Origin of the sequence: Marinobacterium profundum (genome assembly GCF_001528745.1) — a bacterium.
Taxonomy (GTDB): domain Bacteria; phylum Pseudomonadota; class Gammaproteobacteria; order Pseudomonadales; family Balneatricaceae; genus Marinobacterium_A; species Marinobacterium_A profundum.
This window is the reverse complement of the sequence record NZ_BCNS01000201.1, coordinates 1-24546: the sequence shown is the minus strand read 5'-3', so window position 1 is coordinate 24546 and position 24546 is coordinate 1. Positions and strand designations below refer to the sequence as shown.

General features: G+C 58.2%; 23 protein-coding genes. 9 read left to right on the top strand and 14 right to left on the bottom strand.

Going from position 1 to position 24546, the window contains the following annotated elements; translation table 11 throughout:
• Positions 1 to 258 precede the first annotated feature (258 nt).
• Complete coding sequence (locus MPRO_RS22060; RefSeq protein ID WP_067298352.1) at positions 259 to 1368, top strand: S-(hydroxymethyl)glutathione dehydrogenase/class III alcohol dehydrogenase; 1110 nt, start codon at positions 259 to 261, stop codon at positions 1366 to 1368.
• Between the two features lie 106 nt (positions 1369 to 1474).
• Positions 1475 to 2320, top strand: a complete 846-nt coding sequence (gene fghA, locus MPRO_RS22055) for an S-formylglutathione hydrolase (RefSeq protein ID WP_067298351.1) — start codon at positions 1475 to 1477, stop codon at positions 2318 to 2320.
• A gap of 128 nt (positions 2321 to 2448) precedes the next feature.
• Here the strand turns inward: fghA and MPRO_RS22050 are convergent, their stop codons facing one another.
• Positions 2449 to 3717, bottom strand: a complete 1269-nt coding sequence (locus MPRO_RS22050; protein ID WP_067298350.1) for a DUF3422 domain-containing protein — start codon at positions 3715 to 3717, stop codon at positions 2449 to 2451.
• Between the two features lie 863 nt (positions 3718 to 4580).
• On the opposite strand from MPRO_RS22050, the gene MPRO_RS22045 reads away from it, so the two are divergent.
• A complete protein-coding gene (locus tag MPRO_RS22045; protein ID WP_067298349.1) occupies positions 4581 to 4784 on the top strand; it encodes a cold-shock protein in 204 nt (67 codons plus the stop codon).
• A 159-nt stretch (positions 4785 to 4943) separates the two neighbouring features.
• On the opposite strand, the gene MPRO_RS22040 is transcribed toward MPRO_RS22045, so the two are convergent.
• The gene (locus MPRO_RS22040; RefSeq protein ID WP_067298348.1) at positions 4944 to 6422 is read right to left on the bottom strand and encodes a RimK family ATP-grasp domain-containing protein; all 1479 of its coding nucleotides are present in this window, start codon (positions 6420 to 6422) and stop codon (positions 4944 to 4946) included.
• A gap of 171 nt (positions 6423 to 6593) precedes the next feature.
• Between MPRO_RS22040 and MPRO_RS22035 the strand changes: the two genes are divergently transcribed.
• Complete coding sequence (locus tag MPRO_RS22035) at positions 6594 to 7706, top strand: GNAT family N-acetyltransferase/peptidase C39 family protein (RefSeq protein ID WP_067298374.1); 1113 nt, start codon at positions 6594 to 6596, stop codon at positions 7704 to 7706.
• A 270-nt stretch (positions 7707 to 7976) separates the two neighbouring features.
• Here the strand turns inward: MPRO_RS22035 and rimK are convergent, their stop codons facing one another.
• Genes rimK through MPRO_RS22010 form a run of 5 tightly spaced genes read right to left on the bottom strand, consistent with a single transcriptional unit; the run spans position 7977 to position 11756 of the window.
• Positions 7977 to 8882: a 30S ribosomal protein S6--L-glutamate ligase gene (gene rimK / locus MPRO_RS22030; RefSeq protein ID WP_067298347.1), complete on the bottom strand. Its 906-nt coding sequence runs from the start codon at positions 8880 to 8882 to the stop codon at positions 7977 to 7979.
• On the bottom strand, positions 8879 to 9307 hold the full coding sequence (locus MPRO_RS22025) for an ATP-dependent zinc protease family protein (protein WP_067298346.1): 429 nt from the start codon (positions 9305 to 9307) through the stop codon (positions 8879 to 8881). The genes rimK and MPRO_RS22025 overlap by 4 nt, the downstream gene beginning before the upstream one ends.
• 27 nt (positions 9308 to 9334) lie before the next feature.
• Positions 9335 to 10318 (bottom strand): zinc transporter ZntB, encoded by a 984-nt coding sequence (gene zntB / locus MPRO_RS22020; RefSeq protein WP_082709058.1) that lies wholly within the window; start codon positions 10316 to 10318, stop codon positions 9335 to 9337.
• Between the two features lie 39 nt (positions 10319 to 10357).
• Positions 10358 to 11365, bottom strand: coding sequence for a serine/threonine protein kinase (locus MPRO_RS22015; protein ID WP_082709069.1), 1008 nt, complete (start codon positions 11363 to 11365; stop codon positions 10358 to 10360).
• Complete coding sequence (locus MPRO_RS22010) at positions 11358 to 11756, bottom strand: DUF2750 domain-containing protein (RefSeq protein ID WP_067298345.1); 399 nt, start codon at positions 11754 to 11756, stop codon at positions 11358 to 11360. Before MPRO_RS22010 ends, MPRO_RS22015 begins: the two co-directional genes overlap by 8 nt.
• Before the next feature lie 349 nt (positions 11757 to 12105).
• Here MPRO_RS22010 and MPRO_RS22005 point away from each other — a divergent pair, with 349 nt between their 5' ends.
• Positions 12106 to 13149 carry a M48 family metallopeptidase gene (locus MPRO_RS22005; RefSeq protein WP_067298344.1) on the top strand — a complete coding sequence of 348 codons (1044 nt, stop codon included), beginning with the start codon at positions 12106 to 12108 and terminating at the stop codon, positions 13147 to 13149.
• A gap of 49 nt (positions 13150 to 13198) precedes the next feature.
• Here MPRO_RS22005 and MPRO_RS22000 read toward each other — a convergent pair whose 3' ends face one another.
• The 3 genes from MPRO_RS22000 to MPRO_RS26235 form a co-directional block, all read right to left on the bottom strand.
• Complete coding sequence (locus MPRO_RS22000) at positions 13199 to 13855, bottom strand: TorF family putative porin (RefSeq protein WP_067298343.1); 657 nt, start codon at positions 13853 to 13855, stop codon at positions 13199 to 13201.
• Between the two features lie 261 nt (positions 13856 to 14116).
• Positions 14117 to 15076, bottom strand: coding sequence for a LysR family transcriptional regulator (locus MPRO_RS21995; RefSeq protein ID WP_067298342.1), 960 nt, complete (start codon positions 15074 to 15076; stop codon positions 14117 to 14119).
• Positions 15060 to 15281, bottom strand: coding sequence for a hypothetical protein (locus tag MPRO_RS26235; RefSeq protein WP_216821353.1), 222 nt, complete (start codon positions 15279 to 15281; stop codon positions 15060 to 15062). The genes MPRO_RS21995 and MPRO_RS26235 overlap by 17 nt, the downstream gene beginning before the upstream one ends.
• A gap of 367 nt (positions 15282 to 15648) precedes the next feature.
• On the opposite strand from MPRO_RS26235, the gene MPRO_RS21985 reads away from it, so the two are divergent.
• The 3 genes from MPRO_RS21985 (at position 15649) to MPRO_RS21975 (ending at position 18088) form a co-directional block, all read left to right on the top strand.
• Complete coding sequence (locus tag MPRO_RS21985) at positions 15649 to 16101, top strand: DoxX family protein (protein WP_067298340.1); 453 nt, start codon at positions 15649 to 15651, stop codon at positions 16099 to 16101.
• An 84-nt stretch (positions 16102 to 16185) separates the two neighbouring features.
• On the top strand, positions 16186 to 16998 hold the full coding sequence (locus MPRO_RS21980; RefSeq protein ID WP_067298339.1) for a DODA-type extradiol aromatic ring-opening family dioxygenase: 813 nt from the start codon (positions 16186 to 16188) through the stop codon (positions 16996 to 16998).
• A 232-nt stretch (positions 16999 to 17230) separates the two neighbouring features.
• Positions 17231 to 18088, top strand: coding sequence for a PA4780 family RIO1-like protein kinase (locus MPRO_RS21975; RefSeq protein WP_067298338.1), 858 nt, complete (start codon positions 17231 to 17233; stop codon positions 18086 to 18088).
• A gap of 67 nt (positions 18089 to 18155) precedes the next feature.
• Here MPRO_RS21975 and MPRO_RS21970 read toward each other — a convergent pair whose 3' ends face one another.
• From MPRO_RS21970 to MPRO_RS21960, 3 genes are all read right to left on the bottom strand, one after another.
• Positions 18156 to 18692, bottom strand: a complete 537-nt coding sequence (locus MPRO_RS21970) for a YaeQ family protein (protein WP_067298337.1) — start codon at positions 18690 to 18692, stop codon at positions 18156 to 18158.
• 156 nt (positions 18693 to 18848) lie between these two features.
• Positions 18849 to 19622, bottom strand: coding sequence for an N-acetylmuramidase domain-containing protein (locus MPRO_RS21965; RefSeq protein WP_067298336.1), 774 nt, complete (start codon positions 19620 to 19622; stop codon positions 18849 to 18851).
• A 261-nt stretch (positions 19623 to 19883) separates the two neighbouring features.
• Complete coding sequence (locus MPRO_RS21960) at positions 19884 to 20942, bottom strand: NAD(P)H-dependent flavin oxidoreductase (RefSeq protein ID WP_067298335.1); 1059 nt, start codon at positions 20940 to 20942, stop codon at positions 19884 to 19886.
• Between the two features lie 360 nt (positions 20943 to 21302).
• On the opposite strand from MPRO_RS21960, the gene MPRO_RS21955 reads away from it, so the two are divergent.
• Complete coding sequence (locus MPRO_RS21955; RefSeq protein WP_067298334.1) at positions 21303 to 23075, top strand: SLC13 family permease; 1773 nt, start codon at positions 21303 to 21305, stop codon at positions 23073 to 23075.
• A 326-nt stretch (positions 23076 to 23401) separates the two neighbouring features.
• On the opposite strand, the gene MPRO_RS21950 is transcribed toward MPRO_RS21955, so the two are convergent.
• On the bottom strand, positions 23402 to 23908 hold the full coding sequence (locus MPRO_RS21950) for a GNAT family N-acetyltransferase (protein ID WP_067298333.1): 507 nt from the start codon (positions 23906 to 23908) through the stop codon (positions 23402 to 23404).
• Between the last annotated feature and the right edge of the window lie 638 nt (positions 23909 to 24546).

Genomic DNA, 24546 nt, shown 5'->3' with positions numbered 1-24546 from the left:
GGCCTGCGGCGGCAGCAGGCCCTAATACCCGCCAGTCAAAATCGCATTATTGCAGCTGAGCAACAATGTTATGTAAGAAGAAGGCTTAACCTTGACCCTGGCAGCCGATAAACTGAGCCCATCACAATGCTGTTACCGCCGTCCAGGGCACACCCGGCGCCACCTTGTACTCAGGTGCAACATAACTTTGGCAAAGTCTCAGGCCCAGGTTCAGGTACAGAACTCAAGATCCTCTAATCAAACATCAAGGATAGTCCTATGAAGTCCCGCGCAGCTGTTGCCTGGGGGGCTGGCAAGCCTCTCCAAATCGAAGAAGTCGATGTCGCAGGCCCGAAGCAGGGTGAAGTCCTGCTGCGCATGGTCGCCACCGGCGTATGCCACACAGATGCGTTTACTCTGTCCGGCGATGATCCAGAAGGCATATTCCCGTCCATCCTGGGCCACGAAGGCGGCGCTGTGGTTGAAGAAATCGGCCCGGGTGTCACCACGCTCAAGCCCGGCGATCATGTTATTCCGCTCTACACGCCGGAATGCGGCCAGTGCAAATTCTGCAAATCTGGCAAGACCAACCTGTGCCAGGCCATCCGTGCCACCCAGGGCAAGGGCCTGATGCCAGACGGCACCAGCCGTTTCTCGCTCAACGGCAAGACTATTTTCCATTACATGGGCACCTCCACCTTCTCCGAATACACAGTGGTGCCGGAAATTGCCGTGGCCAAGATCAACAAGGCAGCTCCGCTGGACAAGGTATGCCTGCTGGGCTGTGGTGTAACTACAGGTATCGGCGCAGTACTCAATACTGCCAAGGTTGAGCCGGGTGCGACTGTCGCCATCTTTGGCCTGGGCGGTATTGGTCTGAGCGCGATTCAGGGTGCGGTCATGGCCAAGGCCGGCCGCATCATTGCCATTGATATCAACGAAGACAAATTCGAGATGGCTCGCCTGCTGGGCGCCACCGACTTTATCAATCCGAAGAAATACGACGCACCCATTCAGGACGTGATCGTGGATCTGACCGATGGCGGCGTCGACTACTCTTTCGAGTGTATTGGCAACGTCAACCTGATGCGCGCAGCACTGGAATGCTGCCACAAGGGCTGGGGCGAGTCGGTCATTGTGGGTGTTGCAGGCGCCGGCCAGGAAATTTCTACCCGGCCTTTTCAGCTGGTGACCGGTCGCGTATGGCGCGGTACCGCCTTTGGTGGCGTCAAGGGCCGCAGCCAGCTGCCAGGCTACGTCGATCAGTACATGAGCGGCGATATCAAGCTGGATGACTTCGTAACCCACACCATGGGGCTGGAAGACATCAACAAGGCCTTCGACCTGATGCATGAAGGCAAAAGCATCCGCTCTGTTGTGCTGTTCTGATTCTGTCTGAACAAGGCACGCGCACGCAAAGGGCCTGAAGGCCCTTTTTGCTGCATCGCGGGCACTCTGTCACCGCCCTTCCACCTTCTAAACCGGATACGTCACCATGAGTCTGGAACGCCTTTCCCGTAATAGAGCTTTCGACGGCTGGCTCGAACGCTATAGCCACAGATCCACCAGTCTTGATTGCGATATGGTTTTCGCCATCTACCTGCCTGATCAAACCCTCAGTGCACCCTGCCACAGCCTGTACTGGCTCTCGGGACTGACCTGCACCGATGAAAATTTCACCCAGAAAGCTGGCGCCCTGCGTGTCGCCGCAGAACTTGGCCTGGTACTGGTATGCCCTGACACCAGCCCCCGCGGCTTCGACATGCCGGGCGAGCATGACAGCTATGATTTTGGCAGCGGCGCAGGTTTCTACGTTAACGCCACCGAGCAGCCCTGGGCCAGCCATTACCGCATGTACGACTACGTCAATATCGAGCTACCGGCTCTGATTGAAGAACAGTTCCCGGTCACAGGCAAACGCAGCATCAGCGGCCACTCCATGGGCGGCCACGGCGCCCTGATCAGCGCCCTGAAAAACCCAGGCGTGTACTGTTCGGTATCCGCCTTTGCACCTATCAGCAACCCAAGCCAGTGCCCCTGGGGCGAGAAAGCCCTGGGCGGCTACCTGGGCAACGATCGCAGCACCTGGGCGGCCTACGATGCCTGCGCCCTGATTCGCAGCGAGCTGACAGAACGCCTGCCCCTTTTGATCGACCAGGGCGGTGCCGACAACTTCCTTGCCGACCAGCTCAAACCCGAGGCGCTGCAAGCCGCCTGCGATGCCAGCGGCCATGCACTGGAACTGCGTATGCAGCCGGGCTATGACCACAGCTATTTCTTCATCTCGAGCTTTATCGAAGATCACCTGCGCTTTCATGCCAAGGCACTGAACAACGCCTGAGCCAGTTAGAACAACACGCCGGGCGCCCGCTTCCGAGCGCCCGGCGCTTTATCTGGAAGCACCTGCAAAGTGCCTGAAAGCCCTCTCAACCTTCATAAAAAACCTCATTTGAAAGCTCAGACCGCGCACTATTCCTCATCCTTGTCGTAGCCCTTAAGCATCTTGCGTACGTACCAAAACAAGCCTAGCGCGATCAATGGCACCGATGCGCTGAGCAAAAAGCTGGCTCGGGTTTCCAGCGCCTCGTCCACCACCACATTGCGCAGCGTGCGGTCGATCAGATCGAAGGCATAGTAGGTCACCACTATTACGGTAAAGCTTTCGAGCTTGGCCTGCAGTCGCAGCTGGCTGCGGGCACGGTGGTTGATTCCGCGCAGCAGATCACGATTTTGATTTTCGATCGACAGGTCGACCTGGGAGCGAATGAGATCGGTAGAACGACCTATGCGTTGCGACAGCCGCTCAATACGCTCGCCCGTTGAGCGACAGGTACGGTGGGCCGGATCAAGCCGCCGCTCCATGAACTGCTCCACCGTTTGCAGACCCTCGACACGCGACTCGCGCAATTCGGCAATACGCCTGTCCACCAGGGCAAAATACGCCTCAGTGGCCGAAAAGCGATTGGCAGTGTGAGCCGACAACCCCTCCACCCTGGCCGCTAGCGCCATCAGCTCCTGCAACAGCAAAGCTGCATCGCTGTCAGGCTCGGCGATACGCTCAACAACATCAGCCAACTGCTGATCAAGCACCGACACCATCGGCATGGTCTCCAGTGCCAACGGCAACGCCAGCAGCGCCATATGACGGTAGGTTTCGATTTCACAGATACGCTGCAACAGACGCCCGGCCTGGAACAGCGTCATGCCGCCTTTGTCCTGCACCAGCACACGATTGTAGCCATTGTCACTGCATACACGAAAGTTGGTGCGCAGCGCTGCCGCATGCCCCATGACATCGGAGCCATTGATCTGCGAAGCCCCAGGATGACCCGCGTTGAAGTGGGCCTCCGCCCAACCCTCAAAATCCGCCGCCTCGCTGCGAAACAGCACTTCCACGCCACACAGGAAGGCGCCGGGTAACTGCTCGCTCCAGCCTTCTGGCAGCTCCGGTGCTTCGGTTTCGCCAAAGCGGTAGAACGTCAGGCTGTAAAACTCGCTATGGGGCTCGTAGCGCAAGGCACGCTGCCCCTGGCGGCAAAAGAAAAATCCGCAAGCACCGGTTTCAAGCTCGAAACCTTCTTGCGTTGCGAGCTCACGCACCTTGCGTTCGACGGCACCCTGGGGTTCACCATCGTGCAGGATGGCGACCTGCAACAGCGCCAGAGGCGCACTAATCTGCTGAAACGGCCGGGCATGTACCTCGGCAATAATCTGGTCACGCAAGGGATGTGTATACATAGTGTCGCTCTCAAACGACAGGCTCCGGCCTGGCGTGTTACCGCAGAATGCGACAGAAGACCCCTGCCACGCTACTTATCAAACTCTCGGGCAAACAGGTTCCCGCCCTGCTTGCCCGTTATGTACAGGATGTACGACAGAAAAATGCTCCTGCATTTTCTGCATTCCCGCCATCCATGGCGATCGTATGCCGCATACGCATGGACGCGTGTTTGCGGTCACGCCATAGCTCTTTAGCCTAAAAGAATGGGCGCAGGTGCGTGGGCATGCTGGCCTTCCTGGGGCGAAGAGATGGCGTTCGAATTGGGCCCTCGCTTCAACCTAAGACCCAATGCTGAAGCATCCCTGCTTCATGTAATAACCCGCTGGGTTAATAGAATATTCTGCTGCAATGACCGTACCAGGACAACTCCCCTCTGGGGGTAGATTAATCCATCGCCACAAGGCCTTACCGAGCACGCCAAAGCGGCGCAGCTTGCAGCACATCACAACTGCACTGCGAAAAGAGGATTTCTGGCAAAGCACCCAGCACCGCCGCGCAACCACCCGAGCCTGCTGCTATGGCGATTTTCGCTCGCATTGCAACAGCGAAATGGCCCCGAACAAATCATTTTTGCAGCATCCGAAAATATCCTCGCCAGGCCCGCAAATGCAGTTGACTTCCCCCTAGAATTCGCTATCCTCCTATCAAGCTTGAAATACAGCTCCAGTTTGATGTCAACGCACGATGCTCCTGTTAGTAGTACCTCGTTCTGATCTTCATAACGGAATTCCTGCATTTCTCAGCCAGACCCGCCTTGGTGGCTGTCGTTTTTCGATACTGCCAGGCTTTACGTAAAACAAAATCCTTATGGAGTTCAACAATGTCCACTACCGGCACTGTTAAGTGGTTCAACGAAGAAAAAGGTTACGGTTTCATTGCTCAGGATAGCGGCCCGGACGTATTCGTTCATTTCCGCGCTATCACTGGCGACGGCTTCCGTACCCTGACCGAAGGCCAGAAAGTACAGTTCGACGTGACTCAGGGCCAGAAAGGTCCTCAGGCAGAGAACGTCAGCGTCGTTTAAGACGTTTCTGACACGCGAAAAACCGGCGATCCTTTAGAGGCGCCGGTTTTTTTGTGCCTGATTTTCGGGCAGATCAACCAGCCCGGGATACAAAAACGGGCACCGCCCCGCTGCTTGTCCTGCAGCGATGCGACACCCGTTAATGATCACAGCACCGGATTAGCGACGATTCAGCTCCATTCGACGCAGAAACTCGGCCATAATTTCATGGTAGAGCGCAGCACCCAGAAAAAGATCTTCCACACCTTCGTCAACATTGGGGTTGTCGTTAACCTCAATCACCACTACCCGATCGCCACTCTGCTTCAGATCCACGCCATAGAGACCGTCGCCGATCAGGCGCGTCGCCTTCAGCGCCGCTGCCAGCACCGCCGGCGGCACCTCGTAAGTCGGTAACGTATCGAAGCCACCGGAATCCACGGCTCCGCTGCTACCGTGACGATAGATCTGCCAGTGGTTCTTCACCATATAGTAACGACAGGCAAACAGCGGCTTGTTGTTTAGCACGCCAATACGCCAGTCGTAATCGGTGTACAGGAACTCCTGCGCCAGCACCAGAGACGAACTTTGTAACAGTTCCTTCAGCCCGGCCACCAACTCCTGACGCGTTTCCGCCTTGCACATGCCACGGGAAAAGGCCCCATCAGGAATTTTCAGCACGATCGGGAAGCCCAGCGCTTCGATCATTTCATCCAGCGTGTCTTTGTCGGTATTGCTGACAATACGTGTGCCAGGGGTGGCGATCTTGTTGATGCGCAGCAACTCCGCCAGATAGACCTTGTTGGTACAGCGCAGTATCGAGGTCGGATCATCCAGCACCACCAGACCTTCGGCTTCGGCTTTCTTGGCAAAACGATAGGTATGGTGATCAATGGCGGTGGTTTCGCGGATAAAGAGCCCATCGTATTCGGGCAGACGCATCAGATCCCGCTTGCCGATCAACTCCACGTTGATGCCCAGCTGACGACCGCTGTCGATAAAATGCTTGATGGCATCCTTGTCACTTGGCGGCAGTGCTTCATCCGGATCCACCAGCATGGCCAGATCAAAGCGGTAGCGCTTGCGCGCGCGGGGTTTGCGCCACATGCGGTTGCTGAAGCGCTCCAGCGCCGCGGCAAACAGTTCCTGCTCGCTTTCGAGCTTGATATCACGCACCGAGATCTGACGAATACTATCCACCTGCCAGACCTTGCCCCGCTTCAGGCGTACCTCCAGCACCGGGCACGGGAAGCGCTCGAACAGTTGCTTGGCGATGGGCGAAAGCTCGCTCATCAACACTTCACCAAAGAAGATGCGCAGCTCGATATTGGACTGATCACTCGAAATGCGGCCCGCCAGACTATCCAGAGTGCTCTCCAGACCATCCAGCTGCAGGCTGTACAGCGACTTGCGACGCAGATCGTTGATCACCCGCACCGAGGGAATCACGTGGTGATCACGCGCCTCCGCCAGCAACGAGCAGTAGTACCCACGACCCAGCGCCCGACTGTTGCGACAACAGTTAAGGATACGCACACGCCCAGCCCGCAGCGTGTCCGCCAGCGCCAGGTACTGATCAAAGGATATGACATCTTTACTGGGGTAATAGGGCGCCCAGTCACCCAGGTCATCGACCACAACGTAAAAAGAGGAAGGCATCGATCTGGCAGTTCCGGCAGGGGGTGAATTTTCGCGATTATGCGCGCCCTGTGGCCGCCGGTACAAGGGTTTGGCGGGCACGCCGATAAATTTAGTACAGTACTGATACCTGTGCCGGATCCCGGTGGTAATATCGCCCTATCCCTCTGGCCTGTACGGACAAAAAACAGCTTGAACACCCTGAGCACGCGCCCGGCAACCTCCGCCGACATCGACACCCTGCTCGACATCGAACAGCAGTGCTTCAGCGGCGACAAGCTGTCGCGCCGCAGCTTCCAGCGCCTGATCAAGCACGGCCATGCCAGTCTGCTGATGGCCTTTAGTGACGACGAAATTGCTGGCTATACGCTGGTGCTATACCGCAAGGGCACGCATCTGGCGCGGCTCTATTCGCTGGCGGTACTGCCGCAGATGCGTGGCCGCGGCATCGCCCGGCAATTGCTGCAGGACGCCGAGAAAACCGCCCGCGAGCAGCTGTGTATTTTCATGCGCCTGGAGGTCAATGTCGGCAATCAGAGCGCCATCGCCCTGTACCGGCAGAGCGGCTACCAGCCCATAGGCACCATCGAGGCTTATTACGAAGACGGCTCCAGTGCCCAAAAGATGGAAAAACCAATTCGCCGCCGCGTACCTAACGGTGAACAGATCCGCACGGCCTTTTACGAGCAGACTACGCCCTTTACCTGCGGCCCCGCCAGCCTGATGATGGGCATGCACGCCCTGATTCCCGAATACGCCATGAGCCGCCGGGAAGAACTGCAGATCTGGCGCGAATCCACCACCATCTTCATGACCGCAGGCCACGGCGGCTGCTCACCCCAGGGCCTGGCGCTGAGCGCCTGGCGCCGAGGCTTCGACGTACGACTGTATTGCAACACGACTCAAGTGCCCTTTATCGACAGCGTGCGCAATCCTGAGAAGAAACAGGTCATAGCTCTGGCCCATGAAGACTTTATCGAACAACTCACCGAAACCGGCGTCGAGATCCACGAACGGGAAATGACCCTGGCACAGCTGCAACAGCATATTCAAAACGGCGATGTGCTTATCAGCCTGATCAGCACCTGGCGGCTCAACCGCAACAAGGCGCCCCACTGGATTATCATTACCGCCGCCGATGAGCGCTTCGTTTATCTGACAGACCCGGATCACGACCGCGACGAATGGCAAAGCCAGACCGACTACATAGACGTGCCGGTGGAAGTGAATGAATTTCTGGCGATGGCCGCCTTTGGCCGTTCGCGCCTCAAAAGCACCCTGGCCCTGAGCCGACGCAAAACCTGAACGCACTGCGCCAGACAAAACTCCGACAACCTGCTGGCATCAGAAACGCACAACCGCCTGCGCAGCGCCCATAACAAAAAGCCCCGGTTACCTTATGAAGGTCAACCGGGGCTTTTTTTTGAATAGCCGGAAGAAAGTGCCGCGGCGCCCAATCAGCACCACTGCATTAGATCATAGGTTTGCTTGCCGCTTTATCCTCGCCCCTCGCCGCTCGCCCCTTTCTCTTTACCTCGCACCTCGCACCTCGCACCTCGCACCTCGCCGTCAGGCTCAGCCTTTGCCGCGGGTGCCGGTCTTGTGGCTGCTGGCATTCTTTTCGAGGAACTGAATGATGCGATCAGCGACATCAAGGCCGGTAGCCGCCTCGATACCTTCCAGGCCGGGTGAAGAGTTAACCTCCATCACCAGTGGGCCGTGGTTGGAGCGCAAAATATCCACCCCTGCCACGTTCAGCCCCATGGTACGGGCCGCGCGCACGGCCGTGCTGCGCTCTTCCGGCGTCAGGCGCACCAAACTTGCAGCACCGCCACGGTGCAGGTTGGAGCGGAATTCACCGGCCTTGGCCTGGCGCTTCATGGCGGCAATCACCTTGTCACCGATCACGAAACAGCGAATATCCGCACCGCCCGCTTCCTTGATGTACTCCTGCACCATGACCGATGCCTTGAGCCCCATAAAAGCTTCAAGCACGCTTTCAGCTGCCTGGCGGGTTTCAGCCAGCACCACACCGATACCCTGGGTGCCTTCAAGCAGCTTGATCACCAGGGGTGCGCCGCCGACCATTTCCACCAGATCCGGGATATCGGACGGTTTGTTGGCAAAGCCGGTAATCGGCAGGCCTATGCCCTTGCGTGACAGCAACTGCATGGAGCGAAGCTTGTCACGGGAGCGGGAAATCGCCACCGATTCATTCAGCGGATAGGTGCCCATCATTTCAAACTGGCGCAACACTGCCGTACCGTAAAAGGTAACAGAGGCGCCGATACGGGGAATAACCGCATCAAAATCACTCAGAACCTCGCCTTTTACGTGGATCTCGGGGTGCTGCATATTGATATTCATGTAGCATTTGAGCACATCGACAACCTGCACATCATGACCACGCGCCTTGGCAGCCTCAACCATGCGACGGGTCGAGTACAGCTGCGCATTGCGGGAAAGAATTGCCAACTTCATGACTGTGCTCCTAACAAAAATGAGGCCGCCGGGTCGACGGCAAAACGGTTCAACATAGCAGTGCGCCCGAGCAGCATGCGAAAGCGCATGCTGTCACGGTTGGTCAGTGTCATTTCAATGGGCCATTCATGCTCGCCCATACGTGCCAGAGTCTGAATGACGATACGCTTTTCGCGATGGCCGCCGGAATCGGAGACCTGTCGCTCGTCCAGTACCGGCGCTACAAAATGCAGCACCGTATCCTGGTTGTTCTGTATGGGATGCACATCAGCCGCAATCCAGAGTGCACCGCGCTCATAAAAGGGTTCTAGCTTGAATGCGTGCAAGCAGGATGTGCGAGCACCTGTATCGACCTTGGCCTTGATGCGGTCGATCCCCAGTTCCGGCAACGACAGCCACTCGCGCCAACCTATTGTTTCCAGCATGACGTTAATCCCTGCAATTGAGCGCCGTCAGAGCCAGCGCTTGCGGCGGAATATCCATAACTGCACCGCGACCAGCACGACCAGAAACAGCGAAAATTCCATAAAGGCCGAGGGGTTTTCCGCCCCCGGCACACCGCCAACATTAATACCCAGCAGTCCGGTGAGAAAGCCCAACGGCAGAAAGATAGCCGCCACCAGCGACAATACATAGAGCCTGCTGTTGAGCTGATCGGACATGCGACTCATTAACTCTTCCTGGGTCACGGCCGCGCGTTCGCGCACCGCATCCAGATCTTCGATATGGCGCACCAACCGATCAGAGACTTCGCGCATGCGCATGCGTGCGTGCTCATCCATCCAGCCCAGTGGCTCAGTCACAATCCGCGCCAGTGCCTCGCGCTGCGGTGCCAGATAGCGGCGCAGACCTATAGTCTGGCGCCGTAACTGGGCCAGCGGCTGGCGCAGTTCGCCGTTACCACTGTACAGCACCTGATCTTCCAGATCCCCGACCCGGTCTTCAAACTCGTCCACCGTATCGCTCATGCGCATGACCAGCCGATCGACCAGCCCCACCAGGAAGTCACCGCTGTCGGTGGGGCCGACACCCGTGCGCATTTCCGCCACCATGTCCGATATCGACAGCAGCTGGCGCTTGCGGGTGCTGACCACCAGATCCTCACTGACATAGAGCCGAATCGACACCATGTCCTCGGGATCGGCTTCAGGGTTGAGGTTCACACCCCGCAGCGCCAGCAGCAACCCCGGGCCCAGCAAGGCGGCACGGGGCCTTGTTTCCTCGGTAAGCAGGGAATCCACCGCCAGTGCTGGCAAACCGCTCTGATCCGCCAGCCAGCGCCGACTGTTGGCATGACTATAGTCAAAATGCAGCCACAGCAACCCCTGGGAGGCGTCCCACTGGCCGGCTTCCTCCCAGCTCAGTTCACGAGTACCGCCCTTGCGATCCATCAAAAATGCGTAAACCAAACCATCAGGTCCATGCAGTGGAATCATGCCGGCATCCTTTTATTCATCACAGTATGCCCGGCCTGCTCAAAGCAGACGCAGAGAGGGCTCCTGCAGGGCGGAAAACTGCTCGCGCAACTCGAGGATATGTTCACTCCAGTAACGCTCAGTGTTAAACCAGGGGAAGGCCTTGGGAAATGCAGGGTCAGCCCAGCGCCGCGCCAGCCAGGCCGAATAATGCATGATGCGCAGCGTACGCAATGCCTCTATCTGGCGCAGTTCGCGCGGGTGAAAATCATAGAATTCGTTATAGCCTTCCACCACTTCGCACAACTGGCGCTGCTGGCTGTCGCGATCACCCGAGAGCAGCATCCAGATATCCTGCACCGCAGGCGCCATGCGGGTATCGTCAAAATCGACAAAGTTGGGCGTATTGTCGCGCCAGAGTACATTGCCGGCATGACAGTCACCGTGCACCCGGATCAGGGTTGCAGGCTCTGCCATGGCCTCATCCACCAGCTTGAGTACATCGCGGCTCAGGGTGTTATAGGCCGGACGCAAATCCCGCGGGATAAAGTCTTCGTGCAGCAGCGCCACGCTGGCATGGCCATAGGTCTGGCTGTTGAGCACCGGGCGATGCGCAAATGGCTTTTTCGCCCCTATGGCGTGCATGCGCCCCAGGAACCTGCCCAGAATCAGCAGGTTATCCAGATCATCGAATTCAGGGGCACGGCCGCCACGACGTGGATAGAGTGCAAACCAGAAGTCCCCGCGCTGGAACAGGCTACGTCCGCTTTGGTCACGCCAGGGCGCCACCACCGGCAGCTCAAACTCCTCCATCTCGTAGCAGAGCCCATGCTCTTCCAGAATCTGAGCTTCGCTCCAGCGATGGGGCCGGTAAAACTTGGCGATCAGCGGTGGCTGATCTTCAATACCGACCTGATAGACACGATTTTCATAGCTGTTGAGTGGGAAGATGACGCCATCACACAGATAGCCGAGTTCCTCCACTGCATCCATGATGAATTCAGGCGTCAGGGTTTCGAACGGGTGCGGCGCAAGATCCGCGGCAGAGCCTGAGTTGTGGTCAGTCACCACCGGCTCCCAAGAGCGCTTCGATCGACTCCGTCAGATCGCCGGCCGACAGCAGCACGCCTTCTTCATCCGTGCGCGGGAATACCGCCACCAGAATACCGTCTTCATCCAGCCCCGGAGACCAGCGTTCGAACCAGGCCTGCAGGTCGATTTTCAATGCTTCGCAACCTTCCCAGCCATCGGTGGCCCAGTCCAGCGCGTAGTCTGGATGGGGCCATACCGGCAGGCAGCTCTCGCCATCATCGGTGTTCAGCATGACACAGCCTTCAGCGTCGCTCAGGCTCCATATCTCTTCCCAGTCTGCCACTTTTTGCAGAAAGTGATCGAATCGCTCCTGCGCTTCACGGGCAATCACCTTGCCTCGCTGCTGCTCTGTCAGTTTGTACGTCATGGTTCGGCCCTGCCTTTGAATATGGGCTCGCCGGTGCATCGGCGAATGCCGTGCAGCATGGACGAATGAGGCCGGCGGATCAAGTCGGGCCGAGGCCGAAAACGCCGGTTTTCGCCACCTTTTGGCCGCTTTTTGACTGCTACACTGTCTTCACCCCGACCTCGCCACCAAAGCGGCGATCCAGCTACAGTAAAGACGTCAGTGGCGTGAGAAACCGGCAGCCAAAAAGCAGTTAATCAGAGCGATCAAAAGGTGATCACCCCATGTACAGAGCCTCCTTTATAGCAGCAGTAAAACCGCTGACAGCAAAAGAGCAGCGCATTCTCGCCCAGGCGCTACCGCGCCGCTGATGCCCAACATCCGTCGCCTCTCCTGCCGCCATTTAAAATCCGTAATCGGCCTTGCGTTTTCACTGCTGCTCGCTGCCTGCGCAGGCCCAGGCGAGTTGCCGGATCCGCCTGCAGATGAAGCCATTGCCACAGAGGCCGAACACCAGCTTACTCAGGCGCTGATACTGCGGCATGCCCGCGAATACCGCCTCGCCCGTGTAGCGCGCCCGTTGCTGATCGCGGCACTTGAGCTGTGCCCGATGCACCGACGCAGCGAGTACGGCCTGCGCCTGCACAGCATAGACAGCTATACACGCCAGCAGCGCCCCGCCGCCCACACGGTTTATGGGCTTGATCAACGACCGACACTGCGCACGCCGCTGCCGGATAGCCCCGCGGCCAAGGCCGGACTTCACGCCGGTGATCGCCTGCTGCGCCTGCAGGGCCGCGCTTTTACAAGCGAAACCTATAACAGCATCGATACCCAACTGCGAGAGATGTCGGGGCCACTTAGCCTGCAGATAGAGCGCGGTGACAGCCGGATGGACCTGACCCTGATGCCCGAAGAATTGTGCGACTGGCCCGTGCGGCTTATTCGCAGCAGTGCCATTAATGCCCATGCCGATGGGCGCGAAATTCGCATCAATCAGGGAATGCTCAGCTATGCCCAGGGCGATGATGAACTCGCCCTGGTGATTGCCCACGAAATCGCCCACAACGGCCTGCAGCATATCGACAAGCAGCTACGCAATCTGCTGCTTGGTGCACTGCTCGATCTACTGGCCCTGACCCAGGGATACCCAAGCCCCGGCATAGCCGCGACCCTGGGAATCCACCATCAGGCGCTGAACTGGGAACTTGAAGCCGACCTGCAGGCACTGGTGCTGCTGCACCGGGCCGGCGTGCCGCTACAACCGGGCATCGAGTTCTGGCGCCGCCTGGGCACCGATTTTCCAACCGCCATTCGCCACAGTCGCGGCCTCATTCATCCCGGCACCGCCGAGCGCTACCTGCGCATGAAAACGGCGGCGAAAGCCCTGCAGATAGGACACAGCAGAGACTAAAAAGCCCGCCAAAAAAGGCGGGCTTTGCAGCGACGGACTCCTGAATCTGTTACAGCGATTTGGACAGAGTGAAGATCACGCCGTCGTCATCCAGGGTGCTGTCATCGTGGTTTATATCAAAGTAGGCCAGCTCCAGTCCCACACCTTCGAACTCACCGGACAACCCCAGTTTCCAGTCAACCGAGTCGGACTGCGCCATATCGATATCGTAATAACCCACAGACGCCGACAGGCCAAGGTCCATCGTCAGAGCGTAATCGTAGCCCAGGCTGTAATAGGTGCCATCTTCGTCACTGCCGTAAACATCATCACTGAAGGCGATGCCTGCGCTCAGCCCTATAAAGCTGGCATTAGCGTAGATTTCGTTCCAGTTCGAAGTGTCCGCAGCGTCGGGATACATATAGCGGATGGCGCCAACATCCAGACCCACGCCATTACTGAATTCGGTGGCATAGCCACCATAGAGGTCGACTTCCAGATCCGCCGAAGTACCGAAGTCGACATTGGATGCCCAGATACCTGTGTAGAAGCCAGCCTCATGGCTGTAGTCAAAGCCACCCTGCAGCGCAGGGTCATTGTCGGTTTGCGTCATGCCACGCCAGACATAGTCGGTGGTCATGGCGACATTGGCGGTCACGTCGGCCGTCGCCTGCGCGGCACTCAATGCCAGAACACAGGAACCCAATACAAGACTCAGCTTTTTCATGGTGTCACTCCTTGCCAGTAAGGCTCCGTACGACCGGCGCACGGAATTCGGTAATCTGGCAATGCAGCAATCACAATTCGTGCCAATAAATATATCTTTTATTTTTCAATAAGTTAAAAATAAACAGCTGAGAAAAATTATTGTGCAGTGCACCATTTTTGCTCATTTCAGGCACTGTAAAGGCGCGCTACAAAAATGCGCTGCACAGTAGCGACCCAGCGCTTTGCATTACATCCGTGGCTCTAATGACGACCGCAAGGCTCAGGCAGTACCAGCGACTGGCCCATTCAGTTCGGCGCGAATAAAATCCCGAAACACGCTCACCCGCGCCGGCGCCTGGTCACCACTGAGGCTGATGGCGTAGAGCTTGCCGTCGCTCAGGAACCAGTCGGGTAACACCGGCAGAATCAGACCAGCGGCAAGACTGGCACCCGCAATCAGATCCGGCAATACACCGATACCGCCACCGGCCTGAATAATCCGGTGCACGCTGGCGTAGTCCGTGGTGCGAGCCACCGGCCTTGCCGTGACTTCCACCCGCCGTCCCCTGGCGTTTACCAGGGACAGGTTCGCAGCCCCCGCCAATTCACGAAAGGTCACCAGATCCTGGGTCTGCAGATCCTGTGGGGTTTCGGGCATTCCCCGCGCTTCCAGGTAGCCGGGGGCGGCATAAAGCCTCATGCGAAACGTTGCCAGCGCGGATGCACGGTAACCCATGTCCGGCAGATTGCCGGAGGTGGCGCGCAACGCCAGGTCGATACGGTTGGCCGCCAGGTCCAGCGGCGCATCCGTCAATAGCAACTCCACCGTAATCTGTGGATGCAAGGCGCGAAACCGCACCAACAGCGGCGGCAACACATCGAGGCCAATATCCATCGGTGCCGTCACCCGCAGATTGCCGTGGGGCACAGTGCGAGACTGGCGCGCCCCCTGGGTAGCATCGGCCAGCAATGAGAGCGCATCCCGGGCCTTGGCATAAAAGGCGATACCCTCCTCAGTAGCACTTACGGCCCTGGGCGTGCGGGCCAGCAGTGCAGCGCCAAGCCTGGCCTCCAGCCGTGATACCCGCCGGCTGATACTGCCCTTTGTCTCACCCATTTCAATAGCCGCCCGTGACACTGAGCCAAACTCGATCACGGCGCAGAACGCCTTGATGTCTTCCAGCGAGCCGCCGAGCATGCCGCCGAAGCTGAAAGATCCGCCGCTAATATGTGAAGTCATGGGATTCTCTGATAATGACTACCGGACTAGCCAGGGCGCCGGCGTGGCCGGTTCGAGCACCCAAGATTGGTCTCCACATTATCGCAATTGCCGCCCGGGACACTGAGCCAAACTCGATCACGGCGCAGAACGCCTTGATGTCTTCCAGCGAGCCGCCGAGCATGCCGCCGAAGCTGAAAGATCCGCCGCTAATATGTGAAGTCATGGGATTCTCTGATAATGACTACCGGACTAGCCAAGGCGCCGGCGTGGCCGGTTCGAGCACCCAAGATTGGTCTCCACATTATCGCAATAGCCGCCCGTGACACTGAGCCAAACTCGATCACGGCGCAGAACGCCTTGATGTCTTCCAAAGATCCGCCAAGCATGCCGCCGAAGCTGAAAGATCCGCCGCTAATATGTGAGGTCATAGGGTTCTCTGATAATGGCTAACGGATAGTAGATATGGTTCCCGATTTGGAAACCTTATGTTCCTATTTTGCATTCTACCCACCATAGGGAAACCAACATACCATGGTCTCCAGTTTCAGCGCACCGGCTGACACCCACTTACCTGCATTTGGAGATACGCCATGACCACCCAGACCTCTACCAGCGCCAGCACCCTGTTCGATCGCCTGTCAACGCTAAGCTACCCTTTGATACGCATCACTGCGGGCTTGTTGCTGATGCCCCACGGCGCCCAGAAACTCTTTGGCTGGTTTGGCGGTTACGGCCTGGATGCCACCGGCCAGTTCTTCGCCACCAACCTTGGCATGGAGCCCGGTTTCCTGTTCGCCCTGCTGGCAGGCCTGGTGGAGTTCTTCGGTGGCCTGGCACTGGTACTGGGCCTGCTCACCCGTCCGGCGGCACTGGCCATCGCAGGCCTGATGGCTGTAGCCCTGTCGGTACATGTCGCCAACGGTTTCTTCTGGACCAGCGGCGGAGTGGAATATCCGTTGATGTGGGGCCTGATTGCCTTTGCTGTTTTCCTGCGCGGTGGCGAGCGCTTCTCGCTTGATCGCCAGTTTGGATTCAAGTTCTAAACTGCACTCTGTCTGCTCACCCCGCCGCCGGGGTCTGTTTTTTCCTGGCGGCAGCAGTTCACCGCCGCCATAGAGGACAATTGCATGAGCCCACCACGCTTGCCCAGCATATTTATTCCCCACGGCGCCGGCCCGTGCTTTTTCATGGACTGGCCCCCGGCCGGCACCTGGGATCATATGGAAGCCTGGCTGCGCAACTTTATACGCCAGCTAGACACTCGCCCCAGAGCTCTGCTGGTGATTTCCGCCCACTGGGAGGCGCCGCAGTTCAGCGTTAATGCCCAGGCCACACCAGGCCTGCTGTACGACTATTACGGATTCCCCGCCCATACCTATCAGCTCAAATGGCCGGCCCCTGGCAGCCCTGAACTGGCGGGCCGCATTCAGGCGCAGCTCGCCAGCGCCGGCATCCCCTGTACTCAGGAGCACAAACGCGGGCTGGACCACGGCGTATTCATCCCGCTCAAGCTTGCCGTTCCCGATGCTGATATCCCTGTGGTGCAGCTGTCGCTGCGCACAGGCCTTGAACCTGCCGAGCATCTTGCGCTTGGCCGAGCACTGGCGCCCTTGCGCGATGAGGGCGTGCTGATTATTGGCAGCGGCATGAGCTTTCACAACATGCAGCGCCTGCGTCAGGGCGGCGCTCAGCCTGATTCCGACTCGATACGTTTTGACCACTGGCTGGCCGAGACCGTAACCCTACCCCGGGCCGAGCGCGAACAGCGCCTTGGCAACTGGGCCCAGGCGCCGGGCGGCCGGGCATCTCACCCGGCGGAGGAACATTTGCTGCCGCTGCACGTTATAGCCGGTGCCGCAGGCGAAGATCCGGGCCTGAAAGTGTTTGAAGACAGGGTCATGGGCAGCGTGCAATCGGCCTTCATCTTTGGCGCACAGTGACGCTCAAACCTGCGCGGAGCAATAAATACTGAAAAAACCGTCGGTTTCGGCATCCGGCGGTCGAAGCCTGCTGCACTGCGGTGTTAAACTCAGACACCCTGCTGCGGGCCAGTCCCGCAGTCAGGTCCCATTTCGTCAAGGAGTCTACTGGATGCCGCTGTTCCACCCCTCCCCGCTGGCCTATACAGGCGGCGCTGTTCCATCCAGCCCCTGGTTCAGGTAACAGGGCGCCATGAAAACTCCCAAACGCATATTGCCCCTGGTCGAAGACGGCCTGGTGGATGAAGTGATCAGCCGGCTGATGAGCGGCAAGGAAGCCGACGTCTATGTGGTGCGCTGCGGCACCCAGATACGCTGTGCCAAGGTCTACAAGGAAGCCACCAAACGCAGCTTCAAGCAGGCGGTCAATTATCAGGAAGGCCGCAAGGTCAAGAACAGCCGCCGCGCCCGCGCCATGGAAAAGGGCTCGAAATTCGGCCGCAAGCAGCAGGAAGAAACCTGGCAGAACGCCGAGGTCGATGCTCTCTATCGGCTGGCAGCGGCCGGTGTGCGCGTGCCTCAGCCCTATGGCTGCACAGATGGCGTGCTACTGATGGAACTGATCACGGACGAAGCCGGCGATGTCGCGCCGCGTCTGAGTGATGTTTCCATGTCTGCCGAGCAGGCGCTGGAAGACCACGCCCTGCTGATGAACTACGTGATGCGCATGCTCTGCGCCGGCGTCGTGCACGGAGATCTGTCGGAATTCAACGTTCTGGTGGATGAATACGGCCCGGTGATCATCGACCTGCCCCAGGCGGTGGATGCGGCGGCTAACAACCACGCCCAATCGATGCTGGCGCGGGACGTCGACAACATGACCCACTACTACAGTCAGTTCGCCCCCGAACTGCTCGGTAGCCGTTATGCCAAGGAAATCTGGGCGCTGTACGAAGACGGCAAGTTGCACGAAGATATCGAGCTGACCGGCGAGTTCGCCGAAAGCACCGAAAGTGCCGATGTGGATGCGGTACTGGACGAGATCAAATCGGTGTTTGCCGAGGAACAGGCTCGCCAGGAACGTTTGCGCGAAGCCGAAGAAGAAAGCTAGGTTTAGATACAGGATCGGCGCCCTCCCCGCTTCGGCGGCGGGCGCCAGCCCTTTCTTTGCAGTACCCTCAGATCTGCTGTAGCACCGTCCAGGACACTTCGCACTCGCCACCGGCCGCAGCAACATAGGCCGAATCCCCGGTGATGGTCACGGACAGATCCATGGTGCGTTCCACCAGCGCCGCCAAGGCTACAATTTCCGCCCATTCAAAGCGAAAAACCGACGCCTTCAGTGCCGAAAATTTGCTGCGACCCTGCTCCCACCAAACATCCGACTTGGTATTGAAGCTGTACACCCGCACTTCCCGCGCCTGATGTGTGGCCTTCTTTACCCTGTCCAGCGCAGGCTCACCTACATCGACCCACAGAGCAATCTGATCATCCAGCGTGCGCGCCCAGATGTCGGGCTCTTCCGCCGCACTGATACCCTTGGTGAAGACCAGATGCTCACGGGCATTCAGGCAGTACGCCAGCACCCGCACCATCATCCGCTCGAGTGTCTCGGACGGATGCTGTGCAATGGTGAGGTTGAGAGTGTCGTAATAGTCGCGGTTCAGATCGGACAGTGAGATCCGCGCTTTGAAGATGGTAGGTTTAACTGCCACAAATAAGGACCCTGAAGGATTCGTAGAGGGCGCATCCTGTCACGCCACAAATTACAGGGCCGAGATAGTGCCTTATCTGTCAGTCGCTTGCCAGCGGCTTTTGGCGGTGGCCAGGGCGAAGTTGCACGCCCAAGGCCACGCGCAAGGGAATTTGTGTTAATCGCCAAAGGCCGCCTGGCTCAGAGCCTGCTCGGTAGCCTGATCCAGCTCGCCGCTTTGGTTCAAGCCAAAGCGCTCCTGAAACTGCACCAGCCCGGAGCGGGTTCTGCGCCCGCGCACCCCATCGACAGGGCCTGGATCAAATCCCAAAAACAGCAGCGCTGCCTGGGCGGTACGCAGCCCCAGGTTGGGCAGCGCCACCCGAAAGCGCGCATGGGCGGCGGCCAGACGAACATCGTAATCATTTTTGCGAAACGCCGGGCCATTGTAACCCCGGGCGAATGCCTCCCAGTTCTTGCGCTGCATGGCAGTGGCCAGATTATTCCCCTTGATAAAATGGGCCATCGCCAGAATCTGGCTGTCTTCGTCAGCGACCATAGCGTCAACCATGACATTGACGTCAGCATAACCCGCCACTGCATAGTTAAACCCCATCACCTGGCCGATGCCCCAGGAAGCACTTTCAAGCGCGGCCTGGGTATTGAGCTGCATGGCTGCTTCCAGCCTGGCGTACTCCGCAGGGCCACCGGAATAGGCACCGGGGGCGCTGTTGCTGATATTGGGATTCTCCTGATCAAAGGCGCCGTCGGTACGGCGATGAAAGATGTGGCGCTCAAACAGAATGCGGGGTTTTCGATTTTCCAGAAAGCCAAAGCCCCGTGTTTCAACACTGAGTACGGCCCAGACCTCAGCGCCACCAACGCCCAGGGTGTCACAGATTTGCTCAAGGCCACTGTCGCTTAATGGCTTACCCTTGCTTTGAAAATTCATGCCAAACTCCCTTTTGAATTTTACCCTTGCTGGCACAGCGCCTGTGCGGACAAGGATACAAGAGAAAATCTAGGTCGCTTTGCTGCCTCCGGCCAACTATTAAACAACTGTTTGGCTATAAGGCTTTGGTGTTGCGGCATATCGACCGGTGAAACCCCGCTGATATCGCCAAGATGAAAGGACCTTGCCCTTCCCTTGACCCCGCGGAGCCGCATTCAAGCCCGCAGGCCGATTGCGCCTAAACCAAACCCTGGCGCATGGTTAGGCGTCAAGAGCGGCACCCAGTTGGCGTGTCAGCTCGCCTGCGGGTATCGCCCTGCAGCCGCTGGCATTCTGGCCGCACCAGAGTGGCGTGAAGTCGCCGCTACCCTGCTTTTCGACGGCCGCACGCAAAGGCCCAATAGCCGTGGTCGCGAGTGGAAACTCGGGCACCGCATCATTCAATGGCCCCAGTTCCCGTATCGCACGATTGACAATGCCCCGTGCAGGACGCCCCGTGAACAGGTTGGTCAGGGCGGTATGGCTGGCCTCAGGACTATGCGATGCGACGAGGCGCAGAGCGGCACGGTGCAGGTCGCTGATCAGGCTTTCGGGGCACAACAGATAAGCCGTACCCAGCTGCGCACCCAGGGCACCCAGAGCCATGGCTGCACTGATACCCTGAGCATCGGCGATGCCGCCCGCTGCCACCACCGGAATCGATACCGCCTGCACAATCTGCGGCAGCAACGCAAAGGTGCCACTCTGGCGGCTCAGATCCATCGACAGGAAATGGCCCCGGTGACCACCGGCCTCAAGCCCCTGGGCAATCAGGATATCCACGCCCCGGGCTTCAAGCCAGAGCGCTTCTTCCACAGTGGTGGCCGAGCACATCACCTTTGACCCCCAACTCTTCACCCGCGCCATCAGTGCATCCGACGGCAGGCCAAAATGAAAGCTGACAACCGCCGGCCTAAAAGGCTCCAGTACATCCGCCATGACATCACTAAAGGGCGCACGCCCGGCCCCCGGCGGTATGGCCTGCGCATCGACGCCAAACTCGCGGTAAAGCGGTGCCAGCATCTGGCGCCAACCCGCCTCTCGGGCAGCATCAGGCTCTGGTGGCTTATGGCAGAAAAAATTAACGTTAAAAGGCCGCTGCGTAGCGCCGGTGAGCGCTTCAAGCTCGGCCTGCAGGCCTTCAGTCGTCAACATGGCGCAGGGCAAGGAACCCAGACCACCGGCGTTGCACACGGCGGCGGCAAGCGCATGACCCTGAGCACCCGCCATGGGCGCCTGAATGATAGGTAATTCGATACCCAGTAACTGTTGCAGTGTCATTGGAATGCTCTCCCTTCCTTGTATTTCCTGTCTGCCCTGTCGGCGAAACCCCTGCGCTAAGGGATCATTCTGCATCCGGAGCACTCTCCTGAACAACCCCGTGGCGGCTTGCTCCACCCCTGGTCGTCAACGATGCCCCTGCGCGGCAAGTTTCATATTCTCTTTTAATCTATCAATAGCCAAACATATTCTTATTTGTTATTTAAACGCCATTTTATACTCCGCCCTGTCGCTATCCCGGCGGTACTAAGGTTCGCCTCTAACACAGCGGAAGCGCACCGCAAGCACGCCACAAAAGCTCCATTAATGCCCATCAACACTCGATAACTTTGACTCACCAAGTCACCGGAAACTGCAACGATGCAATGGCAAGGCTGGTTTTCCCTGGCGCTCACCGCCAGCGTTTTAATAACGCTTGTTAGCAGCCGGATTCGGCCGCACCTGGTCATGATGGCCGCCCTCAGCCTGCTGAGCATTGCTGGCATACTGAGCCCCGCCGATGCGCTGGCGGGCTTTGGCAACAGCGGGCTCATTACCGTTGCAGCGATGTTCGTTGTGGCGGCGGGCATGCACGCCTCAGGGGCTGCCGACCTGCTGATTGACCGGGTGCTGGGCAACCCTGCCAGCGAGCGCGGAGCACTTGCGCGTCTGTTCACGCCCGTAGTCGTACTCAGCGCCTTTTTGAACAACACACCCGTTGTAGCTACTCTGATTCCTGCGGTACACAGTTGGTCACGACGCATCGGCATAGCGCCGTCCAAACTGATGATTCCACTGAGTTACTGTGCCATTCTGGGCGGCACCCTGACACTGATCGGTACCAGCACCAACCTGATCGTGAATGCCCAGTACCAGACGCTGACGGGGAGCCCCGGCTTTTCGCTGTTCGCCATCACCGCCGTGGGCCTGCCGGTAGCGCTGGGCGGGCTGGCCTTTATGTGGCTGTTTTTCCCCCACTGGCTGCCGAGTCGTGAACCCGAAAGCGCCTTTGCCAATCTGCGTGAATTCACCCTGGAGGTCGCCATAGACCCGAACGGCCCCCTGGTGGGTCGCAGTGTGGAGCAGGCCGGGCTGCGCCACCTCAAGCGTGTCTATCTGGTGGAGATCGAACGCGATGGTGCCGTAGTAACGGCAGTGTCTTCCGAGGAGCCTTTGCAGGGCGGCGATCGGCTGGTTTTCGCCGGCGATACCGAGGCCATCACCGATCTGCTGCGCATCAAGGGCATTGTGCCCTCGGCAGAGAACGCTGCTGCTGAAGTCTTGCAGCAACAGCGCCCCGAACGCTGCCTGGTGGAAGCCGTGGTATCGCCACACTGTGCCGCCATTGGCCTGGCAATTCGGGATGCCCGCTTTCGCGAGCGCTACGGCGCCGTGGTACTGGCGGTGGCCCGCCACGGTGAGCGCATTCGTGGCAATCTCAGTACCATATCGCTGCAGGCCGGCGATACCCTGCTGCTTGAAGCCAGACCCGCCTTTGTCACCCGCCAGCGCTACAACCGGGATTTCCTGCTGATCAGCGACATGGGCGCCGAAACACCGCGCCACGGCCAGGCCACTATCGCCTGGGCCATTCTGATTACAGTCATAGGGGCGGCCAGCATTGGTTTTATCAGCATGCTCAACGCCGCACTGCTGGGGGCAGGCCTGATGCTTGCCAGTGGCTGCTGTTCGGTAAGCCAGGCGGAAAAGAGTCTGGATCTGAATGTCATCATCACTATCGCCGCCTCTTTTGCCCTGGGCACGGCGCTGGAAAAGACCGGCGTGGCGGCCTTTCTGGCCGAGCATATTATCCTTTTGAGTCAGGATAGCGACTGGCTGCTGCTGGTACTGACCTACGTCACGGTATCCCTGCTCACCGAGGTCATCACCAACAATGCCGCCGCCATACTGATGCTGCCGATCGTGCTGCAGATCACCCAGATGAGCGGTCTGAACAGCGAGCCCTTTGTATTCGCGATCATGATGGCGGCCTCCGCCAGCTTTGCGACACCTCTGGGGTATCAGACCAACCTGATGGTGTACGGACCTGGCAATTATCACTTTGCTGATTTTCTGCGCGTGGGCGTACCTATGAATCTGGTCACAGGCGCGCTGACGATAGGCGTTTTGCTGCTGGGGTGGCCCCTGCGGTAGTGGAGTCACGGCTGACTCTCAAATTAAAAGGACAAACCCGTGCCACTGGGAGGCTACGGGCTTTTAAACCAAAAAGAGCGGGCGCAGGTACGCGGACGCGCCTGACTGTTATTTCAACAGCCTTGCTGCCGGGCATTCCATCACAGCTACACAGTTAGCCCCTGTACTAGTGTAGTGTTTCACGCTATATGAAGCTTATAACGGCCCCTTTTTCCGCTATCCTGCGTTGTTCGTTGTCGCCGTAGCCCCACTATGACTCTGCCTCACGCCTTGGCTGGCGAAAAAATGAGCGCGTTCTAAAGCACCATCAAGAGTGAAACACTACACTAGTCTCGGGCAGTAAACGCCAGGTGGTATTGCACCGAGCCCTGTGGGATGGCTCCTCCAAATGACCGTGCCAGAAAGTACTCAGAAGGCACACCCGGCAAAACCAGTCGGCTCTGCGCCTTAAAACCAAAGCGGCCATAGTAACCCGGGTCACCCAAGAGAACGCAGCCTGCCGCACCCCGAGCCTCCAGCTCGGCCAGGGCGCATTGCATCAGTCTGGAACCCACCGCTTTCCCCTGATAGTCCGGATGCACCGAGATTGGCCCCAGTCCATACCAGCCAGGTGCAGCATCGGATATCTGCACCGGCGACAACGCCACATGCCCGACAAGCTTCCCGCCTGACTCTGCCACCAGTGAAGCCCACAGAGCCCCGGCAGCCCGCAGCGCTTGAACTATATATTGCTCGGTATGATCCGTATGGGGCGCATTGCGGAACGCCAGCTCAATGAGGCGGTGAATGTCGGCTACATCCCCCGGTATTTCATATCGAATGTCAGTGTCCAATAACTCCCCTCCCGTAAAACTGAGCGCCGCCCTATCAGCCCTCTATAAGGCCAATTGTCAGCCTGCCCCTGAGCCTGTTGCCCAGGGTCTCTTTTCTGGCGCAGGCCAGCAGGCTGGGCCAAAGACTTGTGATTGAAGTCCTGGATAGATTCTAGATCTATTGTTTTGCTCTTGAGGAGATCTTCGACCTCCATGCCCGTGCCTATAAAAGAACCACCACCTTTGCGGGTAATTATTCGCGTCACCCCACTCGATGCCTGAATCGACGGATTAGCGGCAAATAATATTAACCCGGCGGGTTAATACATGAAGCAGGGATGCTTCATCATTGGCCGCAGGCCAATGCGAACGCCAGAAAAACCAGCAAGTCCATGCACTTGCGCTAGTTTTTCTGGCGTGACGGACAAATAGGGAGGGAACCTATTTGTCCACCGGGTTAATAGTTTCAAAATAGCCGCTGAATTCACGATTCTTTCATTGATCTGTTGCTTGAAATCAGACAGGGCATCTTTTTCTGCCTTATTTAGAACATAGAATGCGTACAGAGTCTTTAACTACACTAGATGGTTTTTTGATTCATATGCACCTATCCACTTTGCATACAAGTCGTCCCGCTGCCCAGGGCAAACGCATGAACG